Genomic DNA, 25,383 nt, shown 5'->3' with positions numbered 1-25,383 from the left:
CGGAATGTTGGATATGCAAAAGCAAGTGACCTTTATCAGTTTGATGGCTGCGATCAGTATGGCTTGGGCGGCGCCCCAACCCACAGTCGAGGCGGTATTTCCTCAGGAGAAAGCCGCGGAACAAGGAAAGCTTTATACCTTCTTCTTAAAGTCGGAAGCCATGGGGACGGCGGGCCCTGTTACGAAAAAAATGCTCGCCGCCGAAGCGCCGGCGATCGCGGTAGCGGACGTCAAGGACCCGGCGGATATCCGCAGCTGGAATAAACCGGAAGTCCGCGCGCTGGTAAAATATATCGAAGGTCAGTTTGGCGTTAGTGCCGTGGGCATGTCGTCCTGGACGGTGCCGACGTTTACCGCGCGGGTCAGCAACACCCAATTGGCCGCACTCGAGAAAGCCCCGTTTTTTTCCGAAATCCGTGCAGTGGATCCAAAGGACTTAGGTGAGTTGAGTGGGCAGCAGTGGTTCGACACCAAGGCCGATAATTACATCGAAGATATATCATGGGGGAAGTCGGCCATCGGCGCTAACGATGGTTTGACAACCAGTAATCCGGTCTACGTGTTGGATACTTGGATGCTGCCGCACCCGGATCTGAATTTTACCAGTTTGGGGCCGGTTTCACAAACCGATAGAAATTCATTGGGTAAAGTTGGGGATAACTATCAACCCTATCATGCGACGCATATCGCCGGTATCTTGGCGGCAAAGAAAAATGGTATTTTAACCCAGGGTGTCAATCCCGGGGCGCCTGTAGTCAATATCCAAAAAAATATAAATGATAATTACACGGCTAGCGATATGATTCTTAAGGATGCCGAGGATAAAAATCTTTTTGCGGTTCTTAATTTCTCCACGAATAGCTATTCGGATAGTACTGAGTTCGGGAATTTCAATACATTTAATAAGACACAATACCAGACGGGTAGTGTTCAACATAAAATGCTCAAGCGGCTCAGTACCCGTTTTCTGGTTGCGCAATCTGCTGGAAATAATGGGGGGGATGCTTGCGCTAGCGCCTATTCAACCCCAGACAGTGCCACCTCTTATCCGAATTTCAATAGCGCCAATCCTGTTGATGGCATCATCGTGGTTGGAGGTATCGATTCAGATGGGCAAATGGCGAAGGCATTTGTTAATAGTTCCGTGCGGGTGCCGACCCCCGACGTGCCTTTAGGCGTGCCTATGGATGACTTTGTTGAGGGGCCAAACAGTCCTACCAAAACACCTTTGAGTAGCGCTAGTGGGACGTGTGTCGAGGCCTGGGCGCCGTCCACCCGCATTATTTCATCTTGGCTCGGCACCAAGACTACCGAATATCTTTCGGGTACTTCGATGGCCGCACCGCACGTTTCCGCCTTGGCTGCGCGTTATGGAAATGCCAGCACGACTCCAGTGGAACGAGAGTGGTGGATAAAAAGTAAATTGCGTGAGACCGGATATTACGATCGCAAGGGTTTTAAGATCAAAGTGCCGAATTTTACCCAGCCTCCTTTGGCTGCTCCGCTGAAAAAACTTGCTGTCGTGAAAATTTACAGTAGTGGCACAGGCAATCCGGCCAGCTTGACCGATGGCAAATACCTGAGTGGTGACTTTTGGCGAGCGGGTGGTCCTACCGGGTTTGTCATCTTTGATCTTGGTTCGACCAAACACGTCAGGGCGGTGCGGATGACACCGCTTAGTAGTGGTTGGCAGCCTGGGACTAGTGCCACCCACAGCATTGAAATGATGAGGACACGCCTGCAGGCTCCCATCAACGTGGCAACCTATACTGGCATGGTGGATGACCTGGAACCCATTTCACTCATCATTGACGGCGAGAAAGAGGCAAGTCACGGCCGTTTCGTGAAAATCAATACCACCTTTAACAGTGTCTCTTGGACCGCCTGGCGCGAAATCGAGATCTACGGCTACTGATCCACCGCTGATATAGAAAAACCCCAGTGCGGCATGGCCGACCTGGGGTTTTTTATGGACCTTGGCAAAGCGACCGGCGCGCGGTGGGCGCGCCGGCTTGCCTTTATCAGTTGATATTGACCGAGTAGTCCTCCACCTCGCCGTAGTTGAAAGTGCCGCAGGCGGTGGGTGCCGCGTTATAGCGCATGGCCACGCGCATGCGGGTTTTACCGGCCGCCACGCTGCTGGGGATATTCAGCGAGCCGGTCACCACCGAGCTGACAGCGCTGCCGGAGCTGAACACTTCCTCGCCGGCATCGCTGAAATCGCCGTCCTTGTTCAGGTCGATCCAGACTTTCCAGTATTCCTTGTAGGCACTGCCGGAAAAGGCCGGGGTCAGGCTCAGGCTATTGGCGCCACGAATCAGTGGGATCGTGTCGGCGCTGAAGTCCGAGTACTTGCTCGAGCCGGAGGTCTTGCTGAACGCGCCCACGCCGACCCGACCGATCCACTCGTCATTGGCGTTGCCGCTGGCCACCGCGCAGTAGTTCGCCGGGGTGCCACCGCCATCGCCGATCACCAGGAATGAGGCCGAGACCGCGCCCCAGGCACCCGAGGCGTCACGGCTGCGCACATAGACCAGGTGTTTGCCGGTGGCCAGGTCGGCGGTGTAGATACTGCCGCTCAGGCTTTCGGTCTTGGCGTTGAACGCGCCATCCTGGGCCAGCAGCGCCACAGGCACGGCACCGGCTTCCCACGGTGCCTTGTCGATGTAGTACTCGGCCGCGTCGATGTTCTGCGTTGCTTCGGTGCCGTTGCTGGCGTTGAAGCGAATGTCGGTGGCGCTGGCGCTCAGGCTGACCACGGTGCCGGCGGGAACGCCGGTGGTGGAGGCGGTGCCGCTCAGTGCCAGGCCGCTGACGTCCGGACCGGCCGGGGTGATATAAGGCGTACGCACCACCTTGGCGGCGTAGATTAGCGCCGGCAGGTTGTTTGGCCGGATGGTGTTCTGGTAAGTGCTGCAGCTCTGGAAGAACTGCGTGCCCAGCTCGAAGGTGTAGGCGGCCACCCCCAATTCGCCGTAGCTGACGCCGTCGCTGGTACCGTCGGTGGGGTAGAGGCCGAACGAACGTTGCGGGGTGTAGTTGTTGAAGAAGGCGAATTTGCGACCCAGGGTCTGCAGCGCCGTGCCGTTCGGCGCCGGCGTGTTGACGTCGCCCCAGGGCCAGAGCACCAGCTGGCTGTAACTGTGGATGTCGAGGTGGATACCGCTGGTGTCGGCGGGCGCCGCGTCGTTACGACCAGTGCCACGACGATCGGGCCACAGGCCGCGCACATAAGCTTCCAGGGCCTTGATCTCCGGCTCGGAGGCGGCGCTGGGGCCACGGTAGGTTTCGTCGCACTGCACGCCGCTGGAGCCTTCGCCGTTGGTACTGTTCCAGCCGAAGCTGAAGTTGCGGTTAAGGTCGGCGCCGCGGGTGTTGCTGTTGGCACCGCAGTAATTCTGGTTGGCGTTCTTGCGCCAGGACAAGCCGGTTTCCGCTTTCTTGCGGCCATCCGGGTTGGTCTGCAGCATGATATGCACTTCGTGGTGGTCGAGGATCCAGGTCGCATCGGCGACCGTGCCGTAACCGTCCACCAGGTAACGGGCGAAGTCCAGGGCCAGGGCCGCGGTGGTGTATTCACGGGCATGGATGGCGCTGTTGATAAACAGCTTGGGCTTGGCGCCACCGACGGTCTTGTTGGTCAGCTTGAGCACGCGGATATCGTGGCCGCCCAGGCCCTGGGTTTTTTCCCAGGAGTTGCCCACGTCTAGCCATTCGGCGATGTTCGGCTTGCTGGCGGCCATGCCGGCGGCCACGGCGAAGCTCTCCTCGACCGTTTCGTAGCAGGCATACCCGGGGATGCTGGCGATGCCCGCATCGGCGGCCAGTGCCTTGGTCTGCAGCTTGTTCTGGATACCGCTGAGAATGGCGTTGCGTTTTTCGATAAAGGCGGTGGCGGGGGCGAAGGTGAAACCGAAGGGTTCAAGCCGCTGCTTGTCCGCGTCGTTGAGCTCCACCACCAGGTAGCCGTCCTCGTAATGCGACTCGAGCAGCTGGCCGTGCAGGCTGATGGCGGCCTTGCGACCCACGTCAAGCGATGGGAAGTAGGCGTTGTACACGTCGGTCGAGGCTTTTTCCTGCTCCAGCAGGGTAAAGTTTTCTTCGGCGCTGCTGGTATTCGCGTACAGCGGTGCATGGGCAACCGCCAAGGCCAGCAAGGCCGCGACCGGTAATATTTTATGAGTAGCTTTCATTTATAATCCTTTATAACGGAAGTTATGCCTGGCGCTGCGCCCGAATAGGGCACAGTCGATTAAAGGCGAGCCCTTGTGGGGATACGCTGGGTAGTGCCGCAAATGAATGCCCCTCACTGCTAATTACTGGGCGATACCCAATAGTTCGAGGATGCTTATTGGCTATTGTCCACGAAGAGCAGAAAGAGATTGTTGAAAGTAGAGCTCGCTGTAAGGTCTGTCAAACAGCGGCTAGACTCAGGTCTATTGGCTGTTCGCGGGCCTGGGACGCGCAGCACGGTTGACCGCCTGATGTCCTGGTTCCCCCTTGGGGTGAGCTCCACTCGCCTGATTTAATTAACTTTTTATCGTGAATACGGCAAGCCAAACTTTAGTTTAGTCGCCATCGGGCGGCACCTTTCAGGAGTTCATTGCTATGTTGGTTGGTATAAAACAGTGCCAGGCGTTAACCCGCAGAGCGCCATTTTGGTGCGTTTTGGGCTTGGCCGTGGTGGGCGGATTAAGTGCCTGTCAGCCCTTGGCCTTGAAGGCCGACGGAACCGCGGCGGCCACTGAAGAAACTGCCACAGCTGAGCAGTTTCAAGCGCTTAGGGCGGTCAAGGGACACTTTAATGGCGGTACTTGGAATGACCGGGTAGACACCTGGAACGGGGAAAAACACCAAGTCATGCAGAAGTTGCAGGCACAGATTTTGCGCGGTGAAAAACAGGCGGCCGATGTCAGGGACTTATTCGGTGAACCCGAGCAGATTTGGCCGGAATCTGCCGATCAGTACGCACAACTGGTGCAACGGGCGCAGTGGCAGGGACGGCCGTCCGGAGAAATTTGGGCCTACTACTGGCGGGGGCAGCATGACCAACTGTTGGTCGCGCTCAAGGATGGCAAAGTCACGGCCGCCGGCTGGTTGCTGGCCTGGGAATAGGCTTACGCCAGACCCTTCACTGCAGCGGGCCGAGCACCTTGGCGCGAATCCGTTGGGGGAGTGACCAGATATAGGCAAACCCCAGCCCCGACGGGTGATGGAAACGGTCGGCGCTGTCGAGGGCGGTCAGGCCGTAGTCGAACAGGGCGCAGTACAGGTCGCGCCGTTCGATGCTCAAGCTGCCCTTGTACAGGCGCAAGCCGATGCTGCCGGTGACATGGCTTTGGGTGCTTTCGACAAAGGCATCCAGTGCCACCCGCAGCGGCGACCACCAGAGGCCGCCGTAGACCAGGTCGGCATAACGCAGGGCCAGTTCGGCCTTGCAATGCAGGCTGTTGCGATCGATGGTCAGGTCCTCCAGCTCGCGGTGCGCCAGGTGCAACTGGGCCCCCGCGGGGCTTTCGTAAAGGGCGCGGTTCTTGATGCCCGGCAGGCTGTTCTCCACCATGTCGACCCGACCGATGCCATGCCGGCCACCCACTGCGGTGAGGCGCTGCACCAGGTCGATAGGAGAAAGCGGCACACCACCCAGGCTGACCGGCACCCCGGCCCCAAACCCTATGGTCACGAACCCGGCCACATCCGGCGCGGCGCTGGGCGCGACGGTCAACTGGTAGGCGCTTTCCGGCAGCGGCTGGCGGAAGTCATCGATGCTGCCGCATTCGGTGCTGGTGCCCCAGAGGCTGCCATCCTTGCTGAAGGGGCTGTCTGGCGTGGCGCTGACCGGGATGCCAAACCGCCGGGCGTAGGCCAACTCGTCCTCCCGTGATTTCAGCTCCCATTCCCGCAGGGTGCCAGCACTTGCAACTCCGGGTCATGGGCCACCACGCCGGCATAAAAGCGCACCTGATCGTTGCCCTTGCCGGTGGAACCGTGGGCGACGGCGTGCGCACCCTGGGCGTGGGCGATGCGCACCAGGTGCTTGGCGATCAACGGGCGGCCGGGCTGGGCGGCGGCGGGGGATGCCGCGGCGGCTTTCGCTCCCTTTTCATCCATGGGCATCGGCTATGCGCTGAGCAGTGGCATTCAGGCGGCGCGCCTGGCCGCCACGGAGCTGACGGCGGATAAGTGCTCCGCTGACAGCCAACGCATGGCCTATTGCGCCGATGTGGAACGGCATGTCGCCGAGTTCCTGGCGCTGAAACAGGGGTATTACCGGGCGGAGACGCGTTTCGCCGGCAGTCCCTTCTGGTCACGCCGACAGGTACAGCTGGCACCGCAACCCCAGGTGCTGGAGCAGAGTTGAATGAGGACCTAAAAGCGCGGATGTTAAGGCCTGCCGCTTCCTTGCATCAGGAAGCGTTCGGAGCTGGCTTCTGAGGAGGAATAACCCTGGGGTTTTAGCATGCCCTTGAACCGGCGCCCCAGGCCGAACTCGTTCAACAAGCGATCCACCTCGGCTTCGGCCAAGACGGCGAGGCGGACAAAGGCCCGCAGGGTAGGTGCGTCGAGCAGCAACAGGGCCTCGCTGGCGTTCAAACGCGCCAGCAGGCGCTCGACCAGGTCGGGGTACTCGGGATGGGGGCCTTTGATCGCGATCACATAGGGACCGTAACAAAGGATCTGAATCTCGGTGTCGGACTTTTTCGATGAGGTGTATCGCATACTGCTGGCTCAGCGATGTCATTCTCGAAAGCTTAGTGCCCACCACTCCAGGCTGCAATGACGCAATTCGTAGACTGCGGCCCAGTGCCATTTGCCTGTCGCGATGCCGTTCGCCTGGCCCCTGTCAAGCGGCCAGGCGGGTTATCGGCGTTATCAGCTGGAGCTGGAGCTGGAGCCGGTTGCGCCGCCGGTGGAGGCGCTGTATTGCCCTGGCGCGTTGGCGGCGACGCCCGAACCGGTCGCGGATGTGGCGGTGGCTGAGGCTGTGCTGCCGTCACCGGTCATGACGTTTTTCACCAGCCCCTGGGCTTTTTCATACCCCTGTTCGGCCAGGTGTTTGGCCTTGCTGGCCAGGCGATCGCTGGTCGCGCCCAACAGCCGATCCTCCTGGGAAGTGCGCGGCAGCGCGGCACCGAGCAGGGCACCCACGGCAATCCCGACGGCACCCAGTGCCAAAGGTTGATCGTGGAGCAGATGATCGAAGCCCGTACGCGCCCGTTCGGCCTGATGACGGATGCTTTGCGCCGCGTGGCTGGCGGTGTCGCTCAGCCGCTCACGGGTGCTGCCCAGGGTATCGGTGACCTTGTGCACAACCCGCTGGCCCTTGGCCTTGAGCTCGGCGCTTTGCTGCTTCAAGTCATGGGCCCGTTGCGACAGGCCGCTGGACACGTCGGAGGCCAGGCTGCCGATCCGCTCCGAGGTATCGCTCAAGCTGTACGAGCTGTCGGGGTCGGAACGGCGATTCTGACCGGCGATCAGCCAGAGCACCCCCACTGAGGTTAACAGGGTCGGTACGGGGTTGGCCTTGATGGTGTGGCCCAGATTGCCGAGAAATTCGCCGCCGTTACCGCGGGCGAAACTCAGGGCGGTATCGACGATTTCGCCGGGCGACAGCTTGTTTTCCAAGGCGCTCATGATGTTGTTGATATTGGAGCGCTTCTGTTCGATTTCGCGTTCCAGGGTCTCGGGGCTTTTATGGGATTGGCTGGAAAAATCGGTATCTGATGTGCTCATGGCACTCTCCTGGTAATCATGTCTTTATCTTTGTTCAACGAGTGGAGGGTTCTTTCCGGGGTAAAGGACGAACGCTCCATGGTTTTCTCGCCGGCTTGAACCATGACGAAGCCAATGATCATCACCACTGCTCCCACGATAAAAGCGGCCAGCCAGGGCTGCATGTACAGGCTCAAGCCGTAGACGGCCGACAACAGCAGTACCAGGAACCCGGCCAACATCACCGCACCGCCCATGGCCATTTTCTCCACGCCGGCCTTGGTGGCGTTCAGCGCGTCGCTGATCTCGGATTTGGCCAGCGCCAGTTCCTGGGTGAACAGCGCCGGTACTTCACGGGTCAACTGGCGCAACAAACCGACCAGCGACGGCTCGGGTTCCTGATACAGCTGCTCGTCGGGTAAACCTTGGTTATTCATCGTCGACACTCCTGTGCAACGGCCTGCTAGAAGTCCTGGCGAAAACCGCTGGCGCTGCGCTGCTGGTCCGTGGCGGACGGAATGGCGGTTCTGCCACCGCCGGGCTGCTCGGCGGGGCTCGCCGCGGCCGTATGGGCTTGCCGTGCGGCATTGCTGGCTTTGACAAAACGGGTCAGGCCGAAGCCAATGGCGATGCTGCCGGCGATAAACAAGGTCGGGTTGTTACGGGCCAAGTCGCTGGCGTCGTGGATCAATTCGTCGACACTCTTGCCCCTTAGCTTGCCGGCGAAGTCCAACATGCCGTCGGCAACATCCGACACATAGTGGGACAGGCCCAGAGTATCGTTGGTCTTCAGGGCATCGGCCGCGGCGCGTGCGCTTTCCGCCAGCGTCTCGACCTGGCCCACCGCCGACTGGCGATATTGATCGAGTCCCGCCTGGCCCTGGGATGTTGCCTCCTTGGCCAAAGCAGTGGCTTTGTCCTGCAATTCGTTGAGGGTGGCGTTGGACGAAGGGCTGCTGTTCGAGCTGCTGCCCAGACCCGCCGAATTGGCAGCGCCGGCGCCGGGTTGGCCACTGGTATTCGCCGCCGTTTGGCCCGTGTTCCCGGATACGCCTGGGGTGGTGCTGCCAAGGTTGGCGCCCGATGGATTCGAGCTGCTCTGGTTGGGTGTATTCATCTGTCTTCACCTTCTGGATAGCGAATGTTGGGACTCGAAGCGCAACGGTGTTTTGCTCGGAACAGCCACACATCGAACAGCGCCTACTGAAAAAATGACGGGCGTGAAAAACAACAGTTCAAAAAAACTCGGTCAGCGGAAAAGGCGTTTTCGCGATGTGGTCAACGCAAAAAAACCTCTGCCGAGGGCTACGGTGACGACGCCAGGACAGGTGCATCGCGATGAGTTCGCCGACCGTTTGGCGCGATGCCTACCCGTCGGGCGATGACTCGAAACCGCCCTTGCAGACATGGCGGCGCCGGTGAGGGAGGGCGGCCGAGCGAGGGCGATGGACAGGGAGGGGCGTGGCTGCACAGCCGGCTCCAGGGCGTCGGCCGCCGGGGCCAAAAAAACAGCAACTAGAGCAGGCGCTGGGCCGACGGAAGGCAGTCTGGCGTGGGCGGCTGTGGTGACATTTCGACCGTGGGGCGCCACCAGCCGGGCAACAACTGACGCACCTCGTGGTGAGTGAAACGGTCGTCGATCAGATACACCACGCCCCGATCCGACTCCCCCCGAATGACCCGCCCGGCGGCCTGCACCACTTTCTGCAGGCCCGGGTAGAGGTAGGTGTAGGCATAACCGCGGCCAAAGCGTCTTTGGATCCGTTGCTGGATCTGTTCGTTGACCGGGTTGAGCTGCGGCAGGCCCAGGGTGGCGATAAATGCACCGATCAGCCGCCTGCCGGGCAAGTCGATACCCTCGGCGAATGCACCACCCAGAACGGCCAGGCCCAGGCCCTGGCCATCGGCGCGAAAACGTCGCAGAAACCCCTCGCGCTCGCCTTCACCCATGCCACGCTCCTGGGCCCACAGCGGCACTTGTGGATGCTGCGCCTGCAGCTGCTGCTGCACCTGTTGCAGGTACTCGAAGCTGCTGAAAAAGGCCAGGTAGTTGCCCGGCTGCTGCTGATACTGTCGGGCGATCAGCGCCGCGATGGGCGCCACCGAACGCGGCCGATCCCGGTAGCGGGTGGAAATATGGCCGACCAGGCGCACCGCCAACTGCTGGGCCTGGAAGGGCGATTGCACCTCGATCCAGGCGGTGCGTGCGGGCAGGCCGAGGAGGTCGCGGTAGAGCCGCTGCGGATTGAGGGTGGCGGAGAACAACAGGGTCGAGCGGGTCGCGGCGAAGCGCGGCTCGAGAAAGGGCGCCGGGACGATGTTGCGCACGCACAGCGATGAGCTCCGGGCGGTCCTGGAGGCTGTCGACGGGGTGCTCGTCGGCAGGCTGATGTCGAAGAGCGAATGATCGCCGAACGACTCGACCAGTCGGCAAAAGTGCAGGGCGTCGAAATAGAATCGCTGCAGCACAGGCTCCAGGTGCAGCGCCAGTTCATTGAGCTGCTCGCCAACGGCCGCGATCAGCAGCTGCAATGCCGAGACAAACCGCGCCGGCGGTTGCGGCAGTGCCTGGTAGGCCGCCACCTGCTCGCGGAGCAGTTCATTCCAGGCGCGGTTGAGGCGGTCCAGGGCTTTTTTCAGGGTGGCTGGGGCGACTCGCCGCACCTGACGCAAGGTCGCCTGGTCGAGCTCGGCGGTGTACATGCCGCGGGCGCGCTCGATCAGGTTGTGGGCCTCGTCCACCAGCACCGCCACCTGCCATTGATTGGCCTGGGTGAGTCCGAAGAGCAGGGCGCTGCCATCGAAAAAATAGTTGTAGTCCCCCACCAGCACATCGCACCAGCGCGCCAGTTCCTGGCCCAGATAATAAGGGCAGACCTGGTGCGCCCGGGCGACATCGCGCAGCTGCGCCTGGTCAAGGAAGGCGATCGCGAGCGCCGCCTGGCGTGCAGCCGGCAACCGGTCATAAAAGCCCCTGGCCAGCGGACAGGCGTCGCCATGACAGGCCTTGTCGGGGTGCTCGCAGGCCTTGTCCCGGGCCACCAGTTCGAGGGTCCGCAGCTGCCCTTGACCCGGGCGGGCGCCCAGCGCGGTCAGCGCCTGCAGCGCCAGGGCGCGGCCGGACGTCTTGGCGCTGAGAAAGAAGATCTTGTCCAGGCCCTGCCGGGGCGCCGCTTTGAGCAGTGGGAACAAGGTGCCGATGGTCTTGCCGATCCCGGTGGGAGCCTGGGCCAGCAGGCAACTGCCGGTGCTTACGGCCTTGTACGCCGCTTCGGCCAAGGCGCGTTGTCCGACACGAAAGGCCCCATGGGGGAATGCCAGGCCGGCCAGGTGCTGGTCACGCCGTTGCCGATGGGCCAGCTCCTGTCGGGCCCACGCCAGGAACACCTGGCACTGCTGCTCGAAGAACGCGCGTAGGGTCTCGGCGCGGTAAAGCTCAACGAGCAAGGTTTCCCGCTGGCTGGCCACCTCGAAATACACCAGGGCGACGCGCAACTCGGTGAAGCCGCGCTGGGCGCACAAGAGCCAGCCGTAGACTTTGGCTTGGGCCCAGTGCAGCTGCCGATGGTTGTCGGGCACACGGCTGAGGTCGCCGCGGTAGGTCTTGATTTCCTCCAGTTGATTGAGCGACGGCGCGAAGCCGTCGGCGCGACCGCGCACCTGCAATTGCTGGTAGTCGCCACTCAGCGAGACTTCCTTCTGGTAACCGCCACCCCGCCGGGCGGTGACCACCTGGTGCCCGGCAATGCCTTCCTGGGCGGTGGGCGACGGGGTGAAACGCAGGTCTAGGTCGCCGCATTTGGCGGTGAACTCACAGAGCGTGCGTACCGCCACTGGGTAGCTCATCAGGCATCTGCCTGCCAACGCACGTGACAGACCGTAACCGGCAGCCCATGGGCCGCGCAGTAGTCCAGCCAGCGGCGCTGGTTATCCTGCAGCCGATCCCCGGGGCCCTTGACCTCGATCATCCGGTACTGCCCGAGCTCCGGCCAGAACTGGATCAGGTCCGGCAAGCCGGAGCGGTTGTTGCCGATATTCAGCAGGATCCGGGCAAAGCAGCGTTTCAGATGGGGCGCCGGAATGCAGGCCAACGCCCGCTCCAGCAAGGCCTCGTCGAGTAAACCCCAGGCCACGAACGCTGACTGCAGGCCGAACTTGTCACGGTAGTTCTGCCGGATCGTCTGCCGATAGGCATCAGTGTCGAGTTGCTCGAAGCAGGCGTTGAAGGCCTCCGCGCGGCGCTGCTGGAAATCCGGGCTCAGCAGGTCCGCCGGGGCCCGCTGGAACGGATGGAAAAACGCACCGGGCAAGGGGCTGAACAGCACCTGCCAGCACCACAGGCCGAACAGCGAGTTGAGCAAGGCATTCTCGACGTAATGCACCGGTGCATCGGGACGGGTCAGGTGGTCACGGACCAGGTGTTCCACGTAGACCCCGTCTGGCGGCTTGGGCAGGCACAGCTGCAGTTGGCTGGCGACCGTCACGCCAGTCCGCCGTGCCGGGGGGCGACGCCCGAGCTTGCGCTGCAGGCGGGGCAACAAGCGCAGCAGCAACTGCTCTTCGGCTTCATTTTCCGGCGCGCCTAGGGCCGCTTCCGCCCAGTGGCTGGCGGCCTCGTTCAATTCCAGGCGTTCGAGAATGCGCAGGGCGCGCCAGCGCGAGCCCGGGTAGGCGCAGGCGGCGTAGCCTCGCAATGCGCTGGACAGGCGGGCGGCTTTTTCCTCGGATTGGGCGATGCGAAACAGCAGCTTGGCCCGCCGTTGCTCCAGCCAGGCATTCTCCGAGACGCAACCGGCCAGCTGCGGCAGCAGCGTGTCTGCGCAGGCGCCGGCCCGCAGTGCCTCGCGGCATTGGTTCAAGTGCAGGTACAGGTCCAGATCCTGGCGTGTGCGGAATGCCCGGGAAGAGGGTGGGCACTCAACGCGCTCATACTGGAAGATGCCCAGTTCAGCGAGCACGAACTCGGACCAGTCCTGCTGCAGGTTACCGAAGAACATCAGGCGCAGACGTTCCTCCAGCCCGCGCAACCGCAGATGATAGACCCGATCTTCAATGACCACGGGCCAGTCGCTGAGCGGCAACGGCACCGGGTAGTCGGGCAGCAGGGTGGCAAGGCTCTGGGCTTTACCGAGCGCCCGACCGAGCGGCTGCAACAAGGTGTCGAGCTCGCGCTTTCTCAACAGCCCGAACAGTTGCTCCAGGCTTAGCAGCGGACGGTCGTCCAGCCAGTTGAGCGCCAGCAGAGGGGCCGCGGCCAGCTGCGGATCGCCAATCTCCGCGTACTGCAGCTTGCTGGCCCGAAACAGTTCGCCCTTACGCATCAACATACGCACCAGCAGGGCCTGCGAGGCGAGGGGCAACAGTGGAAAGCCGTCGAAAAACTCGCGCTCCTCGTCGTTCAGCAAGTCCGCATAACGCTCGGCGATGCAGCTCAGCACCTGGTGGAAATTATCCAAGTAATAAAACGTTGGGTCGAGCGGCTTGGGCATACGGCGGCTGATCTACAGGAGGCCGGCGCCTGAGCCAACGGGTTAACACCCGGCGACTGACACCTCGGAGGGAGGGGTAGTTAACTGTACGGATATACAGATACCAGCGCCGCCTCCCCTTGGCAAATCCTGAAGACGAATGGTGTTGGTCGCCGTGACACCAGGCGGTGGGCTTGCTCACTCGGGGTGGGCGTCGGCGGGTGCCGGGCAACCGCTGCGGTACGTTGCATGACAGGCATTTTGCACGGCCATAAAAGGCGGTTCATGCAAAATGCGCAGTCAGACGTTGCGATTAAATCTATTAAGCTATTGAAAAATATAGAATAAAAAAATTCAATTCAGTTGGCATAAAGCCTGCTCCTCTACTGGGACCTTCCACACCCAGGAGCACTACCATGGAAAATCACGACGTTATCTCGGTACTCAACGACTTGATCGAAACCAGCAAGGATGGCGAGGAAGGCTTTCGGACCTGTGCCGAAGACGTCAAGCGGCCTGAGCTGAAATCGCTGTTTATCAATCGGGCCCAGGAGTGCGCCAGTGCTGCCCATGAGTTGCAGCAATTGGTGCGCTCCCTCGGGGGTGACCCGGAAACCAGCTCCAGCGTCGCTGGCGCCTTGCACCGTCGCTGGGTCGACCTGAAGTCTCTGGTCACCGGCAAGGACGAAGAAGCCATTCTGAACGAATGCGAGAGAGGCGAAGATGTGGCCTTGAAGGCCTACCGGGATGCTATCAGCAAGGATCTGCCACCCTCGGTGCGGGTGGTAGTGGAAAAACAATTGCAAGGTGTGCAGCGCAACCATGACCAGGTCAAGGCCTTGCGCAATACCGCCCGCGCGGCGAGCTAAGCCAGTCGGTATTTTGCTTATCCGAGTGCCCGCCTTTTTTGGCGGGCGTTTTGGTTGAGTGCAGCGCTCCAGGTCCGTTCGCCTTAACTTGGACAAGACTACGGGCGAATCCAGGCGCGTATATGAAATCGTTCAATGAACGGCGATAGTGCCTTATCAAACAGAAGTCGGTTCGTTTGCTATTCCAGAGTCGCGCCTAAACAGTGGGTCCGTTATAAAACCAAGGTCAAATTTAATAAAAAAATCTTATATGTTTCTACTGTGAGTGGATATAAAAGCGGCTGGCGACAGGGTGCTCGTCACGTGCCAAAGCCCTGCGTAGCGAGCCTTTGCGTCAGTTTTCGAGGGCGCGCCGCGTAAGCCGGTACGCTCGCAAGTCAACCCAACTGAACTATTGTCCCGGTCTGTCATTCTTAATATCAAACATGCACTAGTTTGAGCCAGGGCAGGCGGGTGGAGTTAATGGACCTTAACTATAGGGATGTCAGTAATTCTATAGCGACACGAGGTGCCCCATGAGAATGAGTTGCTTTTTATTCGGCTGCACTTGGACCGAAAAAAGCCTGTGTGTGCTCGGGCATGAGGCCATGCAGTGCACCCGCTGTGCCCGCTGCGGCACCTACCGGTATACGCCGATGGAGTCGGGCTGAGTAGGCCTGGTTGCGCGCAGCAGCGCGCAGGACCTGTCTGAGCTCAGTTGTCGCGTCCTACGCCCTCCACCTTAATGTCATGGCCGCTTCGCATAGCTGGAAGTGACCATAGGAATGATTATGAGCAGAAACGCCGAACAAATCTTCGATGAGTCGTTCCAGCGGACCGATTTCGAACCCAACAGCACCGGTTACAGCCAGGACTTCACCTTTCGCCTGGATGAAGACGAGCGTGCCGAACTGAAAAACGTGGTGACGCTGATCCGCGAAAAAGCCCAGCGCCAGAGTCCCTCCCATCAGGTGGTGATCGCCTCGCTGAACGACAAGGGACCCGGACTGATCGGTATCACCTTGCAGTTTTTACCCCTGGACAAACTGGTCGCGGGGGACTGAACCACCTGGCCCCTGGCACCCAGGTAGGGATGGCTGGGGGGCATATCCAACAATTTCACTCTGTGCCCAGTTTTCTGTGGCCACTGAACAACGCCTGGCCGATCGTTTGGGCGGCGTACGCATAGGAGAAGGATGATGAGCGATCACTCCGAACAGACCTTGCCACCCCAGCACCAAGACCGCCAGCCAGGCCTGGAAAGCCGGATGCAGCCGCCGCCGGTATACCGTAACGAGCACTACAAGGCCTCCGGCAAGTTGGAGGGCAAGGTGGCGGTGATTACCGGTGCCGACAGCGGCATCGGCCGGGCGGTGGCCATTGCCTATGCCCAGGAGGGGGCCAGGATCGTGCTGCTGTACCTGAACGAGCATGAGGATGCGGCGCAGACCCAGCGGGAAATCACCCTTTGTGGTCAGCCAAGCCTGCTGTTTGCCGGTGATATCGGTGACGAAGCTTTTTGCCGCTCGGTGGTCGACAGGACCCTGGCCCAGTGGGGCCAGTTGGACGTGCTGGTCAACAACGCCGGTGAGCAGCACCCTCAGGCGTGTTTGGAAGACATTAGCCTCGAGCAGTGGCAACGGACGTTCCAGACCAATATCGTCGGCATGTTCCTGATGACCAAGAGCGCACTGCCGCATATGTTCGAGGGCGCAGCCATCATCAACACCACCTCGATCACCGCTTACCGCGGCCACCCCACGCTGATCGACTATTCGGCCACCAAGGGGGCGATCACGGCCTTTACCCGCTCTCTCTCGACCAACTTGGCCGAGCGTGGCATTCGGGTCAACGCCGTGGCGCCGGGGCCGATCTGGACCCCCTTGATTGCCTCGACCTTCGATGCGCAGAAGGTTTCCACTTTCGGTTCCGATACGCCCCTGGGCCGCCCGGGACAACCCTGTGAGCTGGCGCCGGCCTATGTCTATCTGGCCTGCAACGATTCGTCCTATATGACCGGGCAGGTGCTACACCTGAACGGCGGCACCGTGATCAACGGCTAGGAGGGCCATCCCATGCCTCGGGTAGTCTGGAAAGGCGCGATCAGTTTTGGCCTGGTGCATATCCCGGTGGCGCTGGTACCGGCCACCCACAGCAGCGGCATTGACTTCGATTGGCTCGACAAGCGCAGCATGGACAAGGTCGGCTATAAGCGGGTGAACAAGGTCACCGGCAAGGAAGTCGCCTCGGCGGATATCGTCAAAGGCGTGGAATATGAGCGGGACCGCTACGTGGTGCTCAGTGAGGAGGAGATCTGCGCCGCCCACCCCGAGGCCACCCGCACCATCGATATCCTGGCCTTCGTCGAGGCCCGGCAGATTCCGTTCGTGTTCCTCGACACGCCCTATTACCTGACCCCGGATGCCCGTGGCGACAAGGTGTATGGGCTGCTGCGCGAGGCGCTGGAGAAAACCGCCAAGGTGGCCCTGGCCAATGTCGTCATGCACAGCAAGCAGCACCTGGCGGTAGTGATGCCGACGGGGCCGGCATTGGTCCTGCATACCCTGCGCTGGGCCGACGACGTGCGGGGTATCGACAGCCTGGAACTGTCGCCCGAGGCCATCGAACCGAAGCTGGCCGCCAAGGAACTGGAGATGGCCACCCGCTTGGTCAAGGATATGGTCGAGCCCTGGGCGCCCGAGCAGTACCACGACACCTTTCAGAAGCAGATCATGGCGCTGGTCGAGCGTAAGGCCAAGTCGGGTCGGTTGGAAAGCGTGGCGCCCGCGGACGCCGACCAAGCCAGCGCCGAGATTATCGACCTGACCGAGCTGCTCAAGCGCAGCCTGGCGCGTAAACCCGCGGCCGCCACCAAGCCCAGGACCAAAAAAAGCTCTTGAGCGCCCGTCCCGCGGTAGCGCGCTTTCTGCCATTGGCTGAACCCGACCCCCCCCCCAATTGTGCACAGAACCAGGTTGCCTGGCCGGCGTCTCTGCGAGTGGCTGCATTTGGGTAGTGGTGGCGGACGTCAACTCAGGGGCGCGCCGTCCGGTTCTTCCGTCGCTCTTTCCTTCAAGTACCTAGGAGCCCCATGCGGTGCCGCGGGGCTTGGCAGGGGATGATCAGCCCTTTACCTCCTCCACCAGACGTGCGCCCAAGGTGAAGGGGGGGCCGGCGTCCCGCGCCTCGCCTGGGATCCTTATCCGCGATAACGCGCGCGTAGAGCGAGGGTCAACACAGGTCCTGGTGGGCACGCGTGACGCGTCGCGGGGGAACCCGGCACGCGGCGCATTTCCTTGAACTTTTACTTGTCGCTCCGCTCGGAAAATACAGGGCCGCGGTTCAGCGCGGGTCCTGCCGAGTACCGTCCCACCCACTCTAGCGCGCCGGTTTCAGGTCATTCGCCAGGCGTGCCCCAGGACGGTCAAATCCACTTTTCTTGCTGCGTCCTTTGGGCGTTAGGAGTAATGCTTGATGGCATTTTCTGCCCTGGGCAATTCGACTTATCCAGACGCCGGCTCGCCCTCCGATCCGCTGACCCAGGCACTGTCCCAGCCCCGTATCGTTATCGAAGCCACGTCACCGGTGATTGATGAGGGGCGCTTCGCCACCAAGGCGCTGATCGGTCAAAGTCTGCAAGTGAACACCACCCTGTACGCCGACGGCCATGACCAACTGGGCGCCGAGTTGCTCTGGTGCGAGGCGGGTAGCCAGGCCTGGCAGGCACTGCCCTTGACGGCGTTGGGCAACGATCGCTGGCAGGCGCAGTTCACCCCGATGCGGCTGGGGCGGCACCGTTACGTGATCCAGGCCTGGTGGGATGTCTTCGGGACCTACCGCTATGAGCTGCAGAAAAAACACGCCGCCGGGGTCGATGTGACGCTGGAAATCCGCGAAGGTCAGTTGCACCTGCAAACCGCGTTGGCGAACCTCGCTCACGATGCCCCGTCCGGTGCGTTTCTGCGCGACCTGCAAGGGCAGCTGTCGAGCGTCAACGATCTGGATGAACAGGTGGGCTTGCTGCTGAGCCCGGCCCTGGCCCAGGTCATGGCCGAGCTGGATGCCCGCCCGCATCGGGTGCGCAGCCCCGAATACCCGGTGGAAGTGGAGCGCGAACGCGCCCAGTTCGCCAGTTGGTATGAATTGTTTCCCCGTTCGCAAACCTCCGATCCGAGCCGCCACGGCACCTTCGCCGATGTCGCCCAGCGCCTGGCCGACATCCGCGACATGGGCTTCGACGTGCTGTATTTCCCGCCCATCCACCCGATCGGTCGGGCACACCGCAAGGGCCCGAACAATTGCCTGGTGGCCGGCCCGGACGACCCGGGCAGCCCCTATGCGATCGGCAGCGAGGACGGTGGCCATGACGCCATCCATCCGCAATTGGGCAGCCGTGAGGATTTTCGCCAACTGGTGCGCCAGGCCCGTGAGCATGGCCTGGAAATCGCCCTGGATTTCGCCATCCAGTGCTCCCAGGACCATCCCTGGCTTAACGAGCACCCCGGCTGGTTCTCCTGGCGGCCGGACGGCAGCATCCGTTATGCGGAAAACCCGCCGAAAAAGTACCAGGACATCGTCAACGTCGATTTCTACGCCGAACAGGCGATGCCCGACCTGTGGCTGGCATTGCGTGACATCGTGCAGGGCTGGGTCGACGAAGGGGTAAAAATCTTCCGAGTCGACAACCCCCATACCAAGCCGTTGCCGTTCTGGGAATGGCTGATCGCCGATGTCCGCGGCCGTGATCCCGAGGTGATGTTTCTCGCCGAAGCCTTTACCCGCCCGGCCATGATGGCGCGGCTGGGCAAGGTCGGTTATTCCCAGAGTTACACCTACTTCACCTGGCGCAATACCAAGGCCGAGCTCAGTGAGTATTTCACCCTGCTCAACCAAGCGCCGTGGCGCGACTGCTACCGGCCGAATTTTTTCGTCAACACCCCGGATATCAACCCGTTTTTCCTGCATGACAGCGGGCGCGCGGGTTTTCTGATTCGCGCGGTACTGGCGACCATGGGCTCGGGGTTGTGGGGCATGTATTCGGGGTTCGAACTGTGCGAGGCGGCTGCCATCCCCGGCAAGGAAGAGTACCTGGACTCGGAGAAATACCAGATCCGTCCGCGTGACTACCGCGCCCCCGGCAATATCGTCGGCGAAATCGCGCTGCTGAACCGTATCCGCCGGCAGAACCCGGCGCTGCAGACCCACCTGGGTTTCGTTCCCTATAACGCCTGGAACGATCAGGTGTTGCTGTTCGGCAAACGCACCGCCGACCTTGGCAATTTCATCCTGGTGGCCGTCAACCTCGACCCGCACCACGCCCAGGATGCTGCGTTCGAATTGCCGCTCTGGGAGTTCGGCTTGCCGGACCACGGGGCGCTGGACGGCGAGGACCTGATGACCGGCCACCGCTGGACCTGGCACGGCAAGATTCAGCACCTGCACCTCGATACCGCCCAGCCATTTGGCATCTGGCGGATCAAACCGGCTTTGGAGCACTTCTGACATGGCGAGTACTGGCCGCAAGGCACCCGCACGAGAAACGATCCAACCCACCACGTCCGGTAAGGCCGGCGCGCATAAAAAAAATGGCGAACGACCCGCCGCCTTTATCGAGGACCCGCTCTGGTACAAGGACGCGGTCATCTACCAGGTGCATATCAAGTCGTTCTTCGACGCCAACAACGACGGGATTGGCGACTTTCCCGGGCTGATCGCCAAACTCGACTACATTGCCGAACTGGGGGTCAATACCCTTTGGTTGCTGCCGTTCTATCCCTCGCCACGGCGCGACGACGGCTACGACATCGCCGACTACCGCGGGGTGCACCCCGACTACGGAACCCTGGCGGACGTCCGGCGTTTTATCGCCGAGGCCCATAAACGGGGTCTGCGGGTCATCACCGAGCTGGTGATCAATCACACCTCCGACCAGCACCCCTGGTTTCAGCGGGCCCGCCAGGCCAAGCCGGGTTCCGCCGCGCGTAACTACTACGTCTGGTCCGACAGCGACCAGAAATACGACGGTACCCGCATCATCTTTCTCGACACCGAAAAGTCCAACTGGACCTGGGACCCGGTGGCCGGTCAGTACTTCTGGCACCGTTTCTACTCCCACCAGCCGGACCTGAATTTCGATAACCCCCAGGTGCTGGAAGAGGTGCTGGCGGTGATGCGCTACTGGCTGGACATGGGCATCGACGGCTTGCGCCTGGATGCCATTCCCTACCTGGTGGAACGTGACGGCACCAACAACGAGAACCTGCCGGAAACCCACCAGGTGCTGAAGAAGATCCGCGCGGAGATCGATGCCCACTACCCCGATCGCATGCTGCTCGCCGAAGCCAACCAGTGGCCGGAGGACACCCAGCTGTATTTCGGTGGTCATGCTGGCGGCGCAGGTGACGAGTGCCATATGGCCTTCCACTTTCCGTTGATGCCGCGCATGTATATGGCCCTGGCCCAGGAGGACCGTTTTCCGATCACCGATATCCTGCGTCAGACCCCGGATATCCCGGCCAACTGCCAGTGGGCGATTTTCCTGCGCAACCACGATGAACTGACCCTGGAAATGGTCACCGATCGCGAGCGCGACTACCTGTGGAACTACTACGCCGCCGATCGCCGCGCGCGGATCAACCTGGGCATTCGCCGCCGCCTGGCGCCGCTGCTCGAGCGCGATCGCCGGCGGATCGAGCTGCTCAACAGCCTGCTGTTGTCCATGCCGGGTACGCCGACCCTCTACTACGGCGATGAGATCGGCATGGGCGACAACATTTACCTCGGCGACCGGGATGGGGTGCGTACGCCGATGCAATGGTCGATCGACCGCAACGGTGGGTTCTCCCGCGCCGATCCGGCGCGCCTGGTGCTGCCGCCGATCCAGGACCCGCTCTACGGCTACCTGTCGGTGAACGTGGAAACCCAGCGTGAAGACCCCCATTCATTGCTGAACTGGACCAAACGCCTGTTGGCCGTGCGCAAACGCCAACAGGTGTTCGGTCGCGGCAGCCTGAAAATGCTGTCGCCGAGCAATCGGCGGGTATTGGCCTACCTGCGTGAATACGAAAGCGGCGGGCAGACCGAAACCATCCTCTGCGTGGCCAACGTGTCGCGTGCGGCCCAGGCCGCCGAACTGGACCTGGCGGCCTTTGCCGGCCTGGTGCCGGTGGAGATGGTCGGCGGCAGCGCCTTTCCACCCATATCCGCCTTGCCCTATCAGCTGACCTTGCCGCCCTATGGGTTCTACTGGTTCCAACTGGCGTCCGCCACGCAGATGCCCAGCTGGCATGTGCTGCCGCCGGAAAGCCTGCCGGAACTCCAGACCCTGGTGGTCAAGGCACGGCTCGAGGAACTGCTCGAACCACCGACCGCGCGGTTGATCAAGCAGGACCTGTTGCCCCTGTACCTGAGCAAACGCCGTTGGTTCGCCGGCAAGGACCGTGGCATCGAACAGATCGATGTCCACCAGACCCTGCGTTTCGAACACCCCGAGCAGCCGGTGCTGTTAAGCGAACTGTCGGTCGTTAGCGCTGGCGTCTCGCAGCGTTACCTGGTGCCGTTGGGGTTCGTCGGTGAGGACAGCAGCACGCCCTTGCAGCAGCAATTGGCCCTGGCCCGCGTGCGCCGTGGCCGCCATGTTGGCGTGCTGACCGATGCTTTTACCCTGCCGAGTTTTATCCAGGCCATGGTCCAAGGGTTGCAGGAAGGCCGGGTGATGCCGTACGGCGAGGGTCAGCTGCAGTTCGCTGCCACGCCACAATTGGCGGCATTGGCCCTGCCGGCACAGCCCGAAGTGCGCTACCCGGCGGCTGAGCAATCCAACAGTTCGGTCATAGTCGGTGGCAGCCTGATGTTGAAAATGCTGCGCCACCTGGTCAGCGGTGTGCACCCCGAGCTGGAGATGAGCGATTACCTGACCCGTCAGGGTTTTGCCCATATATCGCCGCTGCTGGGCTCGGTCAGCCAGATCGACGCGGACGGCACGCCCACCCTGCTGCTGCTGGCCCAGGGCTACCTGAACAACCAGGGTGATGCCTGGGCGTGGACTCAGAGCACCCTGGATAGGGCCATTCGCGACGAACTGGCCCAGGGCGTGTCGGCCCTGGAGAACCAGTACGGGGCCTTGTTCGATCTGGACAGTTTTGCCGCCATGCTCGGTCAGCGTCTGGGCGAGATGCATGGTGTGCTGGCCGCGCCCAGCGAGGATCCCGCTTTCAGCCCACACCCCAGCAGCGCGGCGGACGCCAAGGCAGTGGGGCGGGGCATCATGGCTCAGCTGGATGACGCCTTCGAGCGGTTGCAGGCGGTGCCCAGCGGTACTGTTGATTCAGCCGACGCCCGCTTGATCACCCGGCTGCTGGAGCAGCGCAAGGCGATCGGCCAGCGGATCGAGGCACTGGCCAAACGTACCCAGGGTGGCTTGCGGATCCGGGTACACGGCGATCTGCACCTGGGGCAGGTGCTGGTGGTCCAGGGCGACGCCTACCTGATCGATTTCGAAGGTGAACCGGCCCGGCCGCTGCAGGAACGGCGTAACAAACACAACCCGTTCAAGGATGTTGCCGGTCTGTTGCGCTCTTTCGACTACGCGGCGGCGATGGCCATGCGCAATGCCCAGAGTATCGACACCTCGGCCGAAGCCGACCAGGCCCGTCGGTTGATCGTCGAAACCTACCTGGAGAACTCCCGCGAGGCCTTTCTCAAAGCCTATCGCCTGGCGGCCACCGCGGTGCCGCATGCCTGGCAACAGGCCGATGGCGAAGCGGCGTCGCTGGAATTGTTCAGTATCGAAAAAGCCCTTTACGAAATCATCTATGAAGTGGAAAACCGCCCGGCCTGGCTCGGCGTACCACTCAACGGCCTGGCAGCCCTGCTGCAGGTGCCGAGCACCGGAGAGAACCCATGAACGGACGTCAGACCCTGACGGAGGCCCCCGCGTTACCGCGCGCCGATGCCGAGGCCTTGCTACGGGCCGAACACCCCGACCCCTTTGCCGTGTTGGGCCCCCATCGGGCGGGCGAGGGTGTAGTAATCCGCGCCTATCTGCCCGGTGCCCTGGCCGTGCGGCTGAGGCCTCGGGACGAGGGGACCAGCGAGGTACTCACGACCCTGGACCAGTCCGAGGACCTGCCCGGTTTGTTCGTCGGCTACCTGCCGCGGTCGATACCCTACCTGCTGGATATCCATTGGGCCGGCGGCCATCAGCTGAGCGAGGATCCCTACAGTTTCGGCCCGTTGCTGGGCGAGATGGACCTCTACCTGTTCGCCGAAGGCAACCACCGCCACCTCGGGCAGTGCCTGGGGGCACAGCTGCTGAGCGTGGACGGTGTACCAGGCGTGCGCTTCGCGGTATGGGCGCCCAATGCGCGGCGAGTCTCGGTGGTCGGTCCGTTCAACAATTGGGATGGGCGCCGTCACCCGATGCGCCAGCGTATCCCGTCCGGGGTCTGGGAGCTGTTCATTCCCCGCTTGCAGGCGGACGAGGCCTACCGCTACGAAATACTGGGGCCCGAGGGTGTGCTGCCGCTCAAGGCCGACCCGGTGGCCCTGGCCACCCAGGCGCCGCCGGAAACCGCCTCGGTGGTCGCTGAGCCGCAGCAGTTCGAGTGGCACGATGAACAGTGGCTGGAGCGTCGTCAGGCGTTGCACAGCCCGCGCGCGCCCTTGTCGATCTACGAACTGCACGCCGGCTCCTGGCGCCATGAAGGCGGCGATGAGGGGCGTGACTACAGTTGGCCGGAACTGGCCGAGCGCCTGATTCCCTATGTGCTGGAAATGGGGTTTACCCATATCGAGCTGATGCCAATCATGGAGCACCCCTTTGGCGGTTCCTGGGGCTATCAGCCGCTGTCGATGTTCGCCCCCAGTGCCCGGTATGGGTCGCCGCGGGATTTCGCCGGTTTCGTCGACGCCTGCCATGTGGCCGGTATCGGGGTAATCCTCGATTGGGTACCGGCGCATTTCCCCACCGATCTGCATGGCTTGGGCATGTTCGATGGCACCGCCCTGTACGAGTATGCCCACCCGTTCGAAGGCTTCCACCAGGACTGGGATACCCTGATCTACAACCTAGGGCGCACCGAGGTGCACGGCTTTATGCTGGCCTCCGGCGTGCATTGGCTCAAGCAGTTCCATATCGATGGATTGCGTGTCGATGCGGTCGCTTCGATGTTGTACCGCGACTATTCGCGCAAGCAAGGCGAATGGATCCCCAATCGCCACGGCGGTCGGGAAAACCTCGAGGCCATCGATTTCTTGCGTCACCTCAACGACGTGGTCGCCCAGGAAGCCCCAGGCGCTCTGGTCATCGCCGAGGAATCGACAGCTTGGCCGGGCGTCAGCCGCCCTACCCAGGAGGGTGGTCTGGGGTTTTCCTACAAATGGAACATGGGCTGGATGCACGACAGCCTGGCCTATATGAGCCAGGATCCGATCAATCGGCGCCATCACCATGACCAGATGACCTTCGGCCTGGTGTACGCCTATTCGGAGCGGTTTGTCCTGCCGATCTCCCACGACGAAGTGGTGCACGGCAAAGGCTCGCTGATCGACAAGATGCCCGGCGACCGCTGGCAGAAATTCGCCAACCTGCGCGCCTACCTGGCCTTTATGTGGGCCCATCCGGGCAAGAAGCTGCTGTTTATGGGCTGCGAGTTCGGCCAGTGGCGGGAATGGAACCACGACGGTGAGCTGGATTGGTACCTGCTCAACCAGCCGGAACATGAAGGCCTGCGGCAACTGGTAGGCGACCTCAACCGGCTTTACCGCAGCCAACCGGCGTTGCACGAGCTCGATTGTGAACCCGCGGGCTTCCAATGGCTGATCGGCGACGACGCCGCCAACAGCGTATTCGCCTGGTTGCGCCGGGATGAAGCGGGGCAACCCTTGCTGGTGGTCGCCAACTTCACGCCGGTACCGCGCGAACAGTATCGCGTGGGCGTGCCCGCGGCCGGTCACTGGCAGGAACTGCTCAACACCGATGCCCAGGGTTATGGCGGGTCGAATCTGGGTAACCTGGGGACGGTTATCAGTGAGCCCCTGGCGGCCCACGGCGAGGCGGATTCGTTGTCGTTGATGCTGCCGCCCCTGTCGGTGCTGATCCTGCGACCGGTGCCTGACGAGGGCTAATCGAGCCGTCCCCTCTTGCCGCAAGGGCAGATGGGAACCAAGCGGGGTCGGGTGGCGTGGCGATGGATATTTCCATGTAATTGATGGGTATCGCTGCGCTCCACCTCATCCTACGAAGACCTGTTCCATCGCGTGGGCCCCCAGATGGCCCGATGCGGCGCGTAGGAACGATCACCGCACGTCAAGTGACGTAGGGCGGTCTCGGCGCGCCGTCCAGCGACAGCTCG

The 25,383-nt window shown here is 61.9% G+C and carries 20 protein-coding genes; 11 read left to right on the top strand and 9 right to left on the bottom strand.

Annotated features, from left to right (window positions below; all coding sequences use genetic code 11):
- The first annotated feature begins 13 nt into the window (after positions 1 to 13).
- Positions 14 to 1,915: a S8 family serine peptidase gene (locus ABWY06_RS06745; RefSeq protein WP_353924791.1), complete on the top strand. Its 1,902-nt coding sequence runs from the start codon at positions 14 to 16 to the stop codon at positions 1,913 to 1,915.
- A gap of 106 nt (positions 1,916 to 2,021) precedes the next feature.
- Here ABWY06_RS06745 and ABWY06_RS06740 read toward each other — a convergent pair whose 3' ends face one another.
- A complete protein-coding gene (locus ABWY06_RS06740; protein ID WP_353924790.1) occupies positions 2,022 to 4,193 on the bottom strand; it encodes a M14 family zinc carboxypeptidase in 2,172 nt (723 codons plus the stop codon).
- A 415-nt stretch (positions 4,194 to 4,608) separates the two neighbouring features.
- On the opposite strand from ABWY06_RS06740, the gene ABWY06_RS06735 reads away from it, so the two are divergent.
- The gene (locus ABWY06_RS06735) at positions 4,609 to 5,115 is read left to right on the top strand and encodes a hypothetical protein (RefSeq protein WP_353924789.1); all 507 of its coding nucleotides are present in this window, start codon (positions 4,609 to 4,611) and stop codon (positions 5,113 to 5,115) included.
- A gap of 16 nt (positions 5,116 to 5,131) precedes the next feature.
- Here the strand turns inward: ABWY06_RS06735 and ABWY06_RS06730 are convergent, their stop codons facing one another.
- Both ABWY06_RS06730 and ABWY06_RS06725 read right to left on the bottom strand, forming a co-directional pair.
- A complete protein-coding gene (locus ABWY06_RS06730) occupies positions 5,132 to 5,869 on the bottom strand; it encodes an adenine nucleotide alpha hydrolase family protein (RefSeq protein WP_353924788.1) in 738 nt (245 codons plus the stop codon).
- Positions 5,870 to 5,886: 17 nt separating this feature from the next.
- A complete protein-coding gene (locus tag ABWY06_RS06725) occupies positions 5,887 to 6,111 on the bottom strand; it encodes an argininosuccinate synthase domain-containing protein (RefSeq protein WP_353924787.1) in 225 nt (74 codons plus the stop codon).
- On the opposite strand from ABWY06_RS06725, the gene ABWY06_RS06720 reads away from it, so the two are divergent.
- A complete protein-coding gene (locus ABWY06_RS06720; RefSeq protein WP_353924786.1) occupies positions 6,110 to 6,361 on the top strand; it encodes a hypothetical protein in 252 nt (83 codons plus the stop codon). The two genes, ABWY06_RS06725 and ABWY06_RS06720, sit on opposite strands and share 2 nt — an antisense overlap.
- 23 nt (positions 6,362 to 6,384) lie before the next feature.
- Here ABWY06_RS06720 and ABWY06_RS06715 read toward each other — a convergent pair whose 3' ends face one another.
- From ABWY06_RS06715 to ABWY06_RS06690, 6 genes are all read right to left on the bottom strand, one after another.
- Positions 6,385 to 6,720: a hypothetical protein gene (locus ABWY06_RS06715; RefSeq protein ID WP_353924785.1), complete on the bottom strand. Its 336-nt coding sequence runs from the start codon at positions 6,718 to 6,720 to the stop codon at positions 6,385 to 6,387.
- A 153-nt stretch (positions 6,721 to 6,873) separates the two neighbouring features.
- Positions 6,874 to 7,734: a DUF3618 domain-containing protein gene (locus tag ABWY06_RS06710; protein WP_353924784.1), complete on the bottom strand. Its 861-nt coding sequence runs from the start codon at positions 7,732 to 7,734 to the stop codon at positions 6,874 to 6,876.
- Positions 7,731 to 8,150 (bottom strand): phage holin family protein, encoded by a 420-nt coding sequence (locus ABWY06_RS06705; RefSeq protein WP_353924783.1) that lies wholly within the window; start codon positions 8,148 to 8,150, stop codon positions 7,731 to 7,733. Before ABWY06_RS06705 ends, ABWY06_RS06710 begins: the two co-directional genes overlap by 4 nt.
- Before the next feature lie 26 nt (positions 8,151 to 8,176).
- Complete coding sequence (locus ABWY06_RS06700) at positions 8,177 to 8,830, bottom strand: hypothetical protein (protein WP_353924782.1); 654 nt, start codon at positions 8,828 to 8,830, stop codon at positions 8,177 to 8,179.
- A gap of 398 nt (positions 8,831 to 9,228) precedes the next feature.
- A complete protein-coding gene (locus ABWY06_RS06695) occupies positions 9,229 to 11,559 on the bottom strand; it encodes a helicase C-terminal domain-containing protein (protein WP_353924781.1) in 2,331 nt (776 codons plus the stop codon).
- A complete protein-coding gene (locus ABWY06_RS06690; RefSeq protein ID WP_353924780.1) occupies positions 11,559 to 13,202 on the bottom strand; it encodes a VRR-NUC domain-containing protein in 1,644 nt (547 codons plus the stop codon). Before ABWY06_RS06690 ends, ABWY06_RS06695 begins: the two co-directional genes overlap by 1 nt.
- Before the next feature lie 395 nt (positions 13,203 to 13,597).
- Between ABWY06_RS06690 and ABWY06_RS06685 the strand changes: the two genes are divergently transcribed.
- The 8 genes from ABWY06_RS06685 to glgB all read left to right on the top strand — a co-directional run bounded on the left by ABWY06_RS06685 (position 13,598) and on the right by glgB (position 25,156).
- Positions 13,598 to 14,050: a PA2169 family four-helix-bundle protein gene (locus ABWY06_RS06685; protein ID WP_353924779.1), complete on the top strand. Its 453-nt coding sequence runs from the start codon at positions 13,598 to 13,600 to the stop codon at positions 14,048 to 14,050.
- A 515-nt stretch (positions 14,051 to 14,565) separates the two neighbouring features.
- Positions 14,566 to 14,700, top strand: coding sequence for a PSPA7_2676 family Cys-rich small protein (locus ABWY06_RS06680; protein WP_353924778.1), 135 nt, complete (start codon positions 14,566 to 14,568; stop codon positions 14,698 to 14,700).
- A 120-nt stretch (positions 14,701 to 14,820) separates the two neighbouring features.
- The gene (locus ABWY06_RS06675; RefSeq protein WP_353924777.1) at positions 14,821 to 15,093 is read left to right on the top strand and encodes a hypothetical protein; all 273 of its coding nucleotides are present in this window, start codon (positions 14,821 to 14,823) and stop codon (positions 15,091 to 15,093) included.
- 135 nt (positions 15,094 to 15,228) lie between these two features.
- Positions 15,229 to 16,092, top strand: a complete 864-nt coding sequence (locus tag ABWY06_RS06670; RefSeq protein ID WP_353924776.1) for an SDR family oxidoreductase — start codon at positions 15,229 to 15,231, stop codon at positions 16,090 to 16,092.
- Between the two features lie 12 nt (positions 16,093 to 16,104).
- Entirely contained in the window at positions 16,105 to 16,929 is an 825-nt protein-coding gene (ku, locus tag ABWY06_RS06665; RefSeq protein WP_353924775.1) for a non-homologous end joining protein Ku, read from the top strand.
- A gap of 574 nt (positions 16,930 to 17,503) precedes the next feature.
- Positions 17,504 to 19,531 carry an alpha-1,4-glucan--maltose-1-phosphate maltosyltransferase gene (locus ABWY06_RS06660; protein WP_353924774.1) on the top strand — a complete coding sequence of 676 codons (2,028 nt, stop codon included), beginning with the start codon at positions 17,504 to 17,506 and terminating at the stop codon, positions 19,529 to 19,531.
- Positions 19,532 to 19,571: 40 nt separating this feature from the next.
- Entirely contained in the window at positions 19,572 to 22,934 is a 3,363-nt protein-coding gene (gene treS / locus ABWY06_RS06655; RefSeq protein ID WP_502948163.1) for a maltose alpha-D-glucosyltransferase, read from the top strand.
- Positions 22,931 to 25,156 (top strand): 1,4-alpha-glucan branching protein GlgB, encoded by a 2,226-nt coding sequence (glgB, locus tag ABWY06_RS06650; RefSeq protein WP_353924773.1) that lies wholly within the window; start codon positions 22,931 to 22,933, stop codon positions 25,154 to 25,156. Before treS ends, glgB begins: the two co-directional genes overlap by 4 nt.
- The last annotated feature ends 227 nt before the right edge of the window (positions 25,157 to 25,383 follow it).

The organism is Pseudomonas sp., from assembly GCF_040514055.1.
GTDB lineage: Bacteria > Pseudomonadota > Gammaproteobacteria > Pseudomonadales > Pseudomonadaceae > Aquipseudomonas.
The sequence above is the reverse complement of the archived record's forward strand: the minus strand, read 5'-3'. Positions and strand labels throughout refer to the sequence as shown.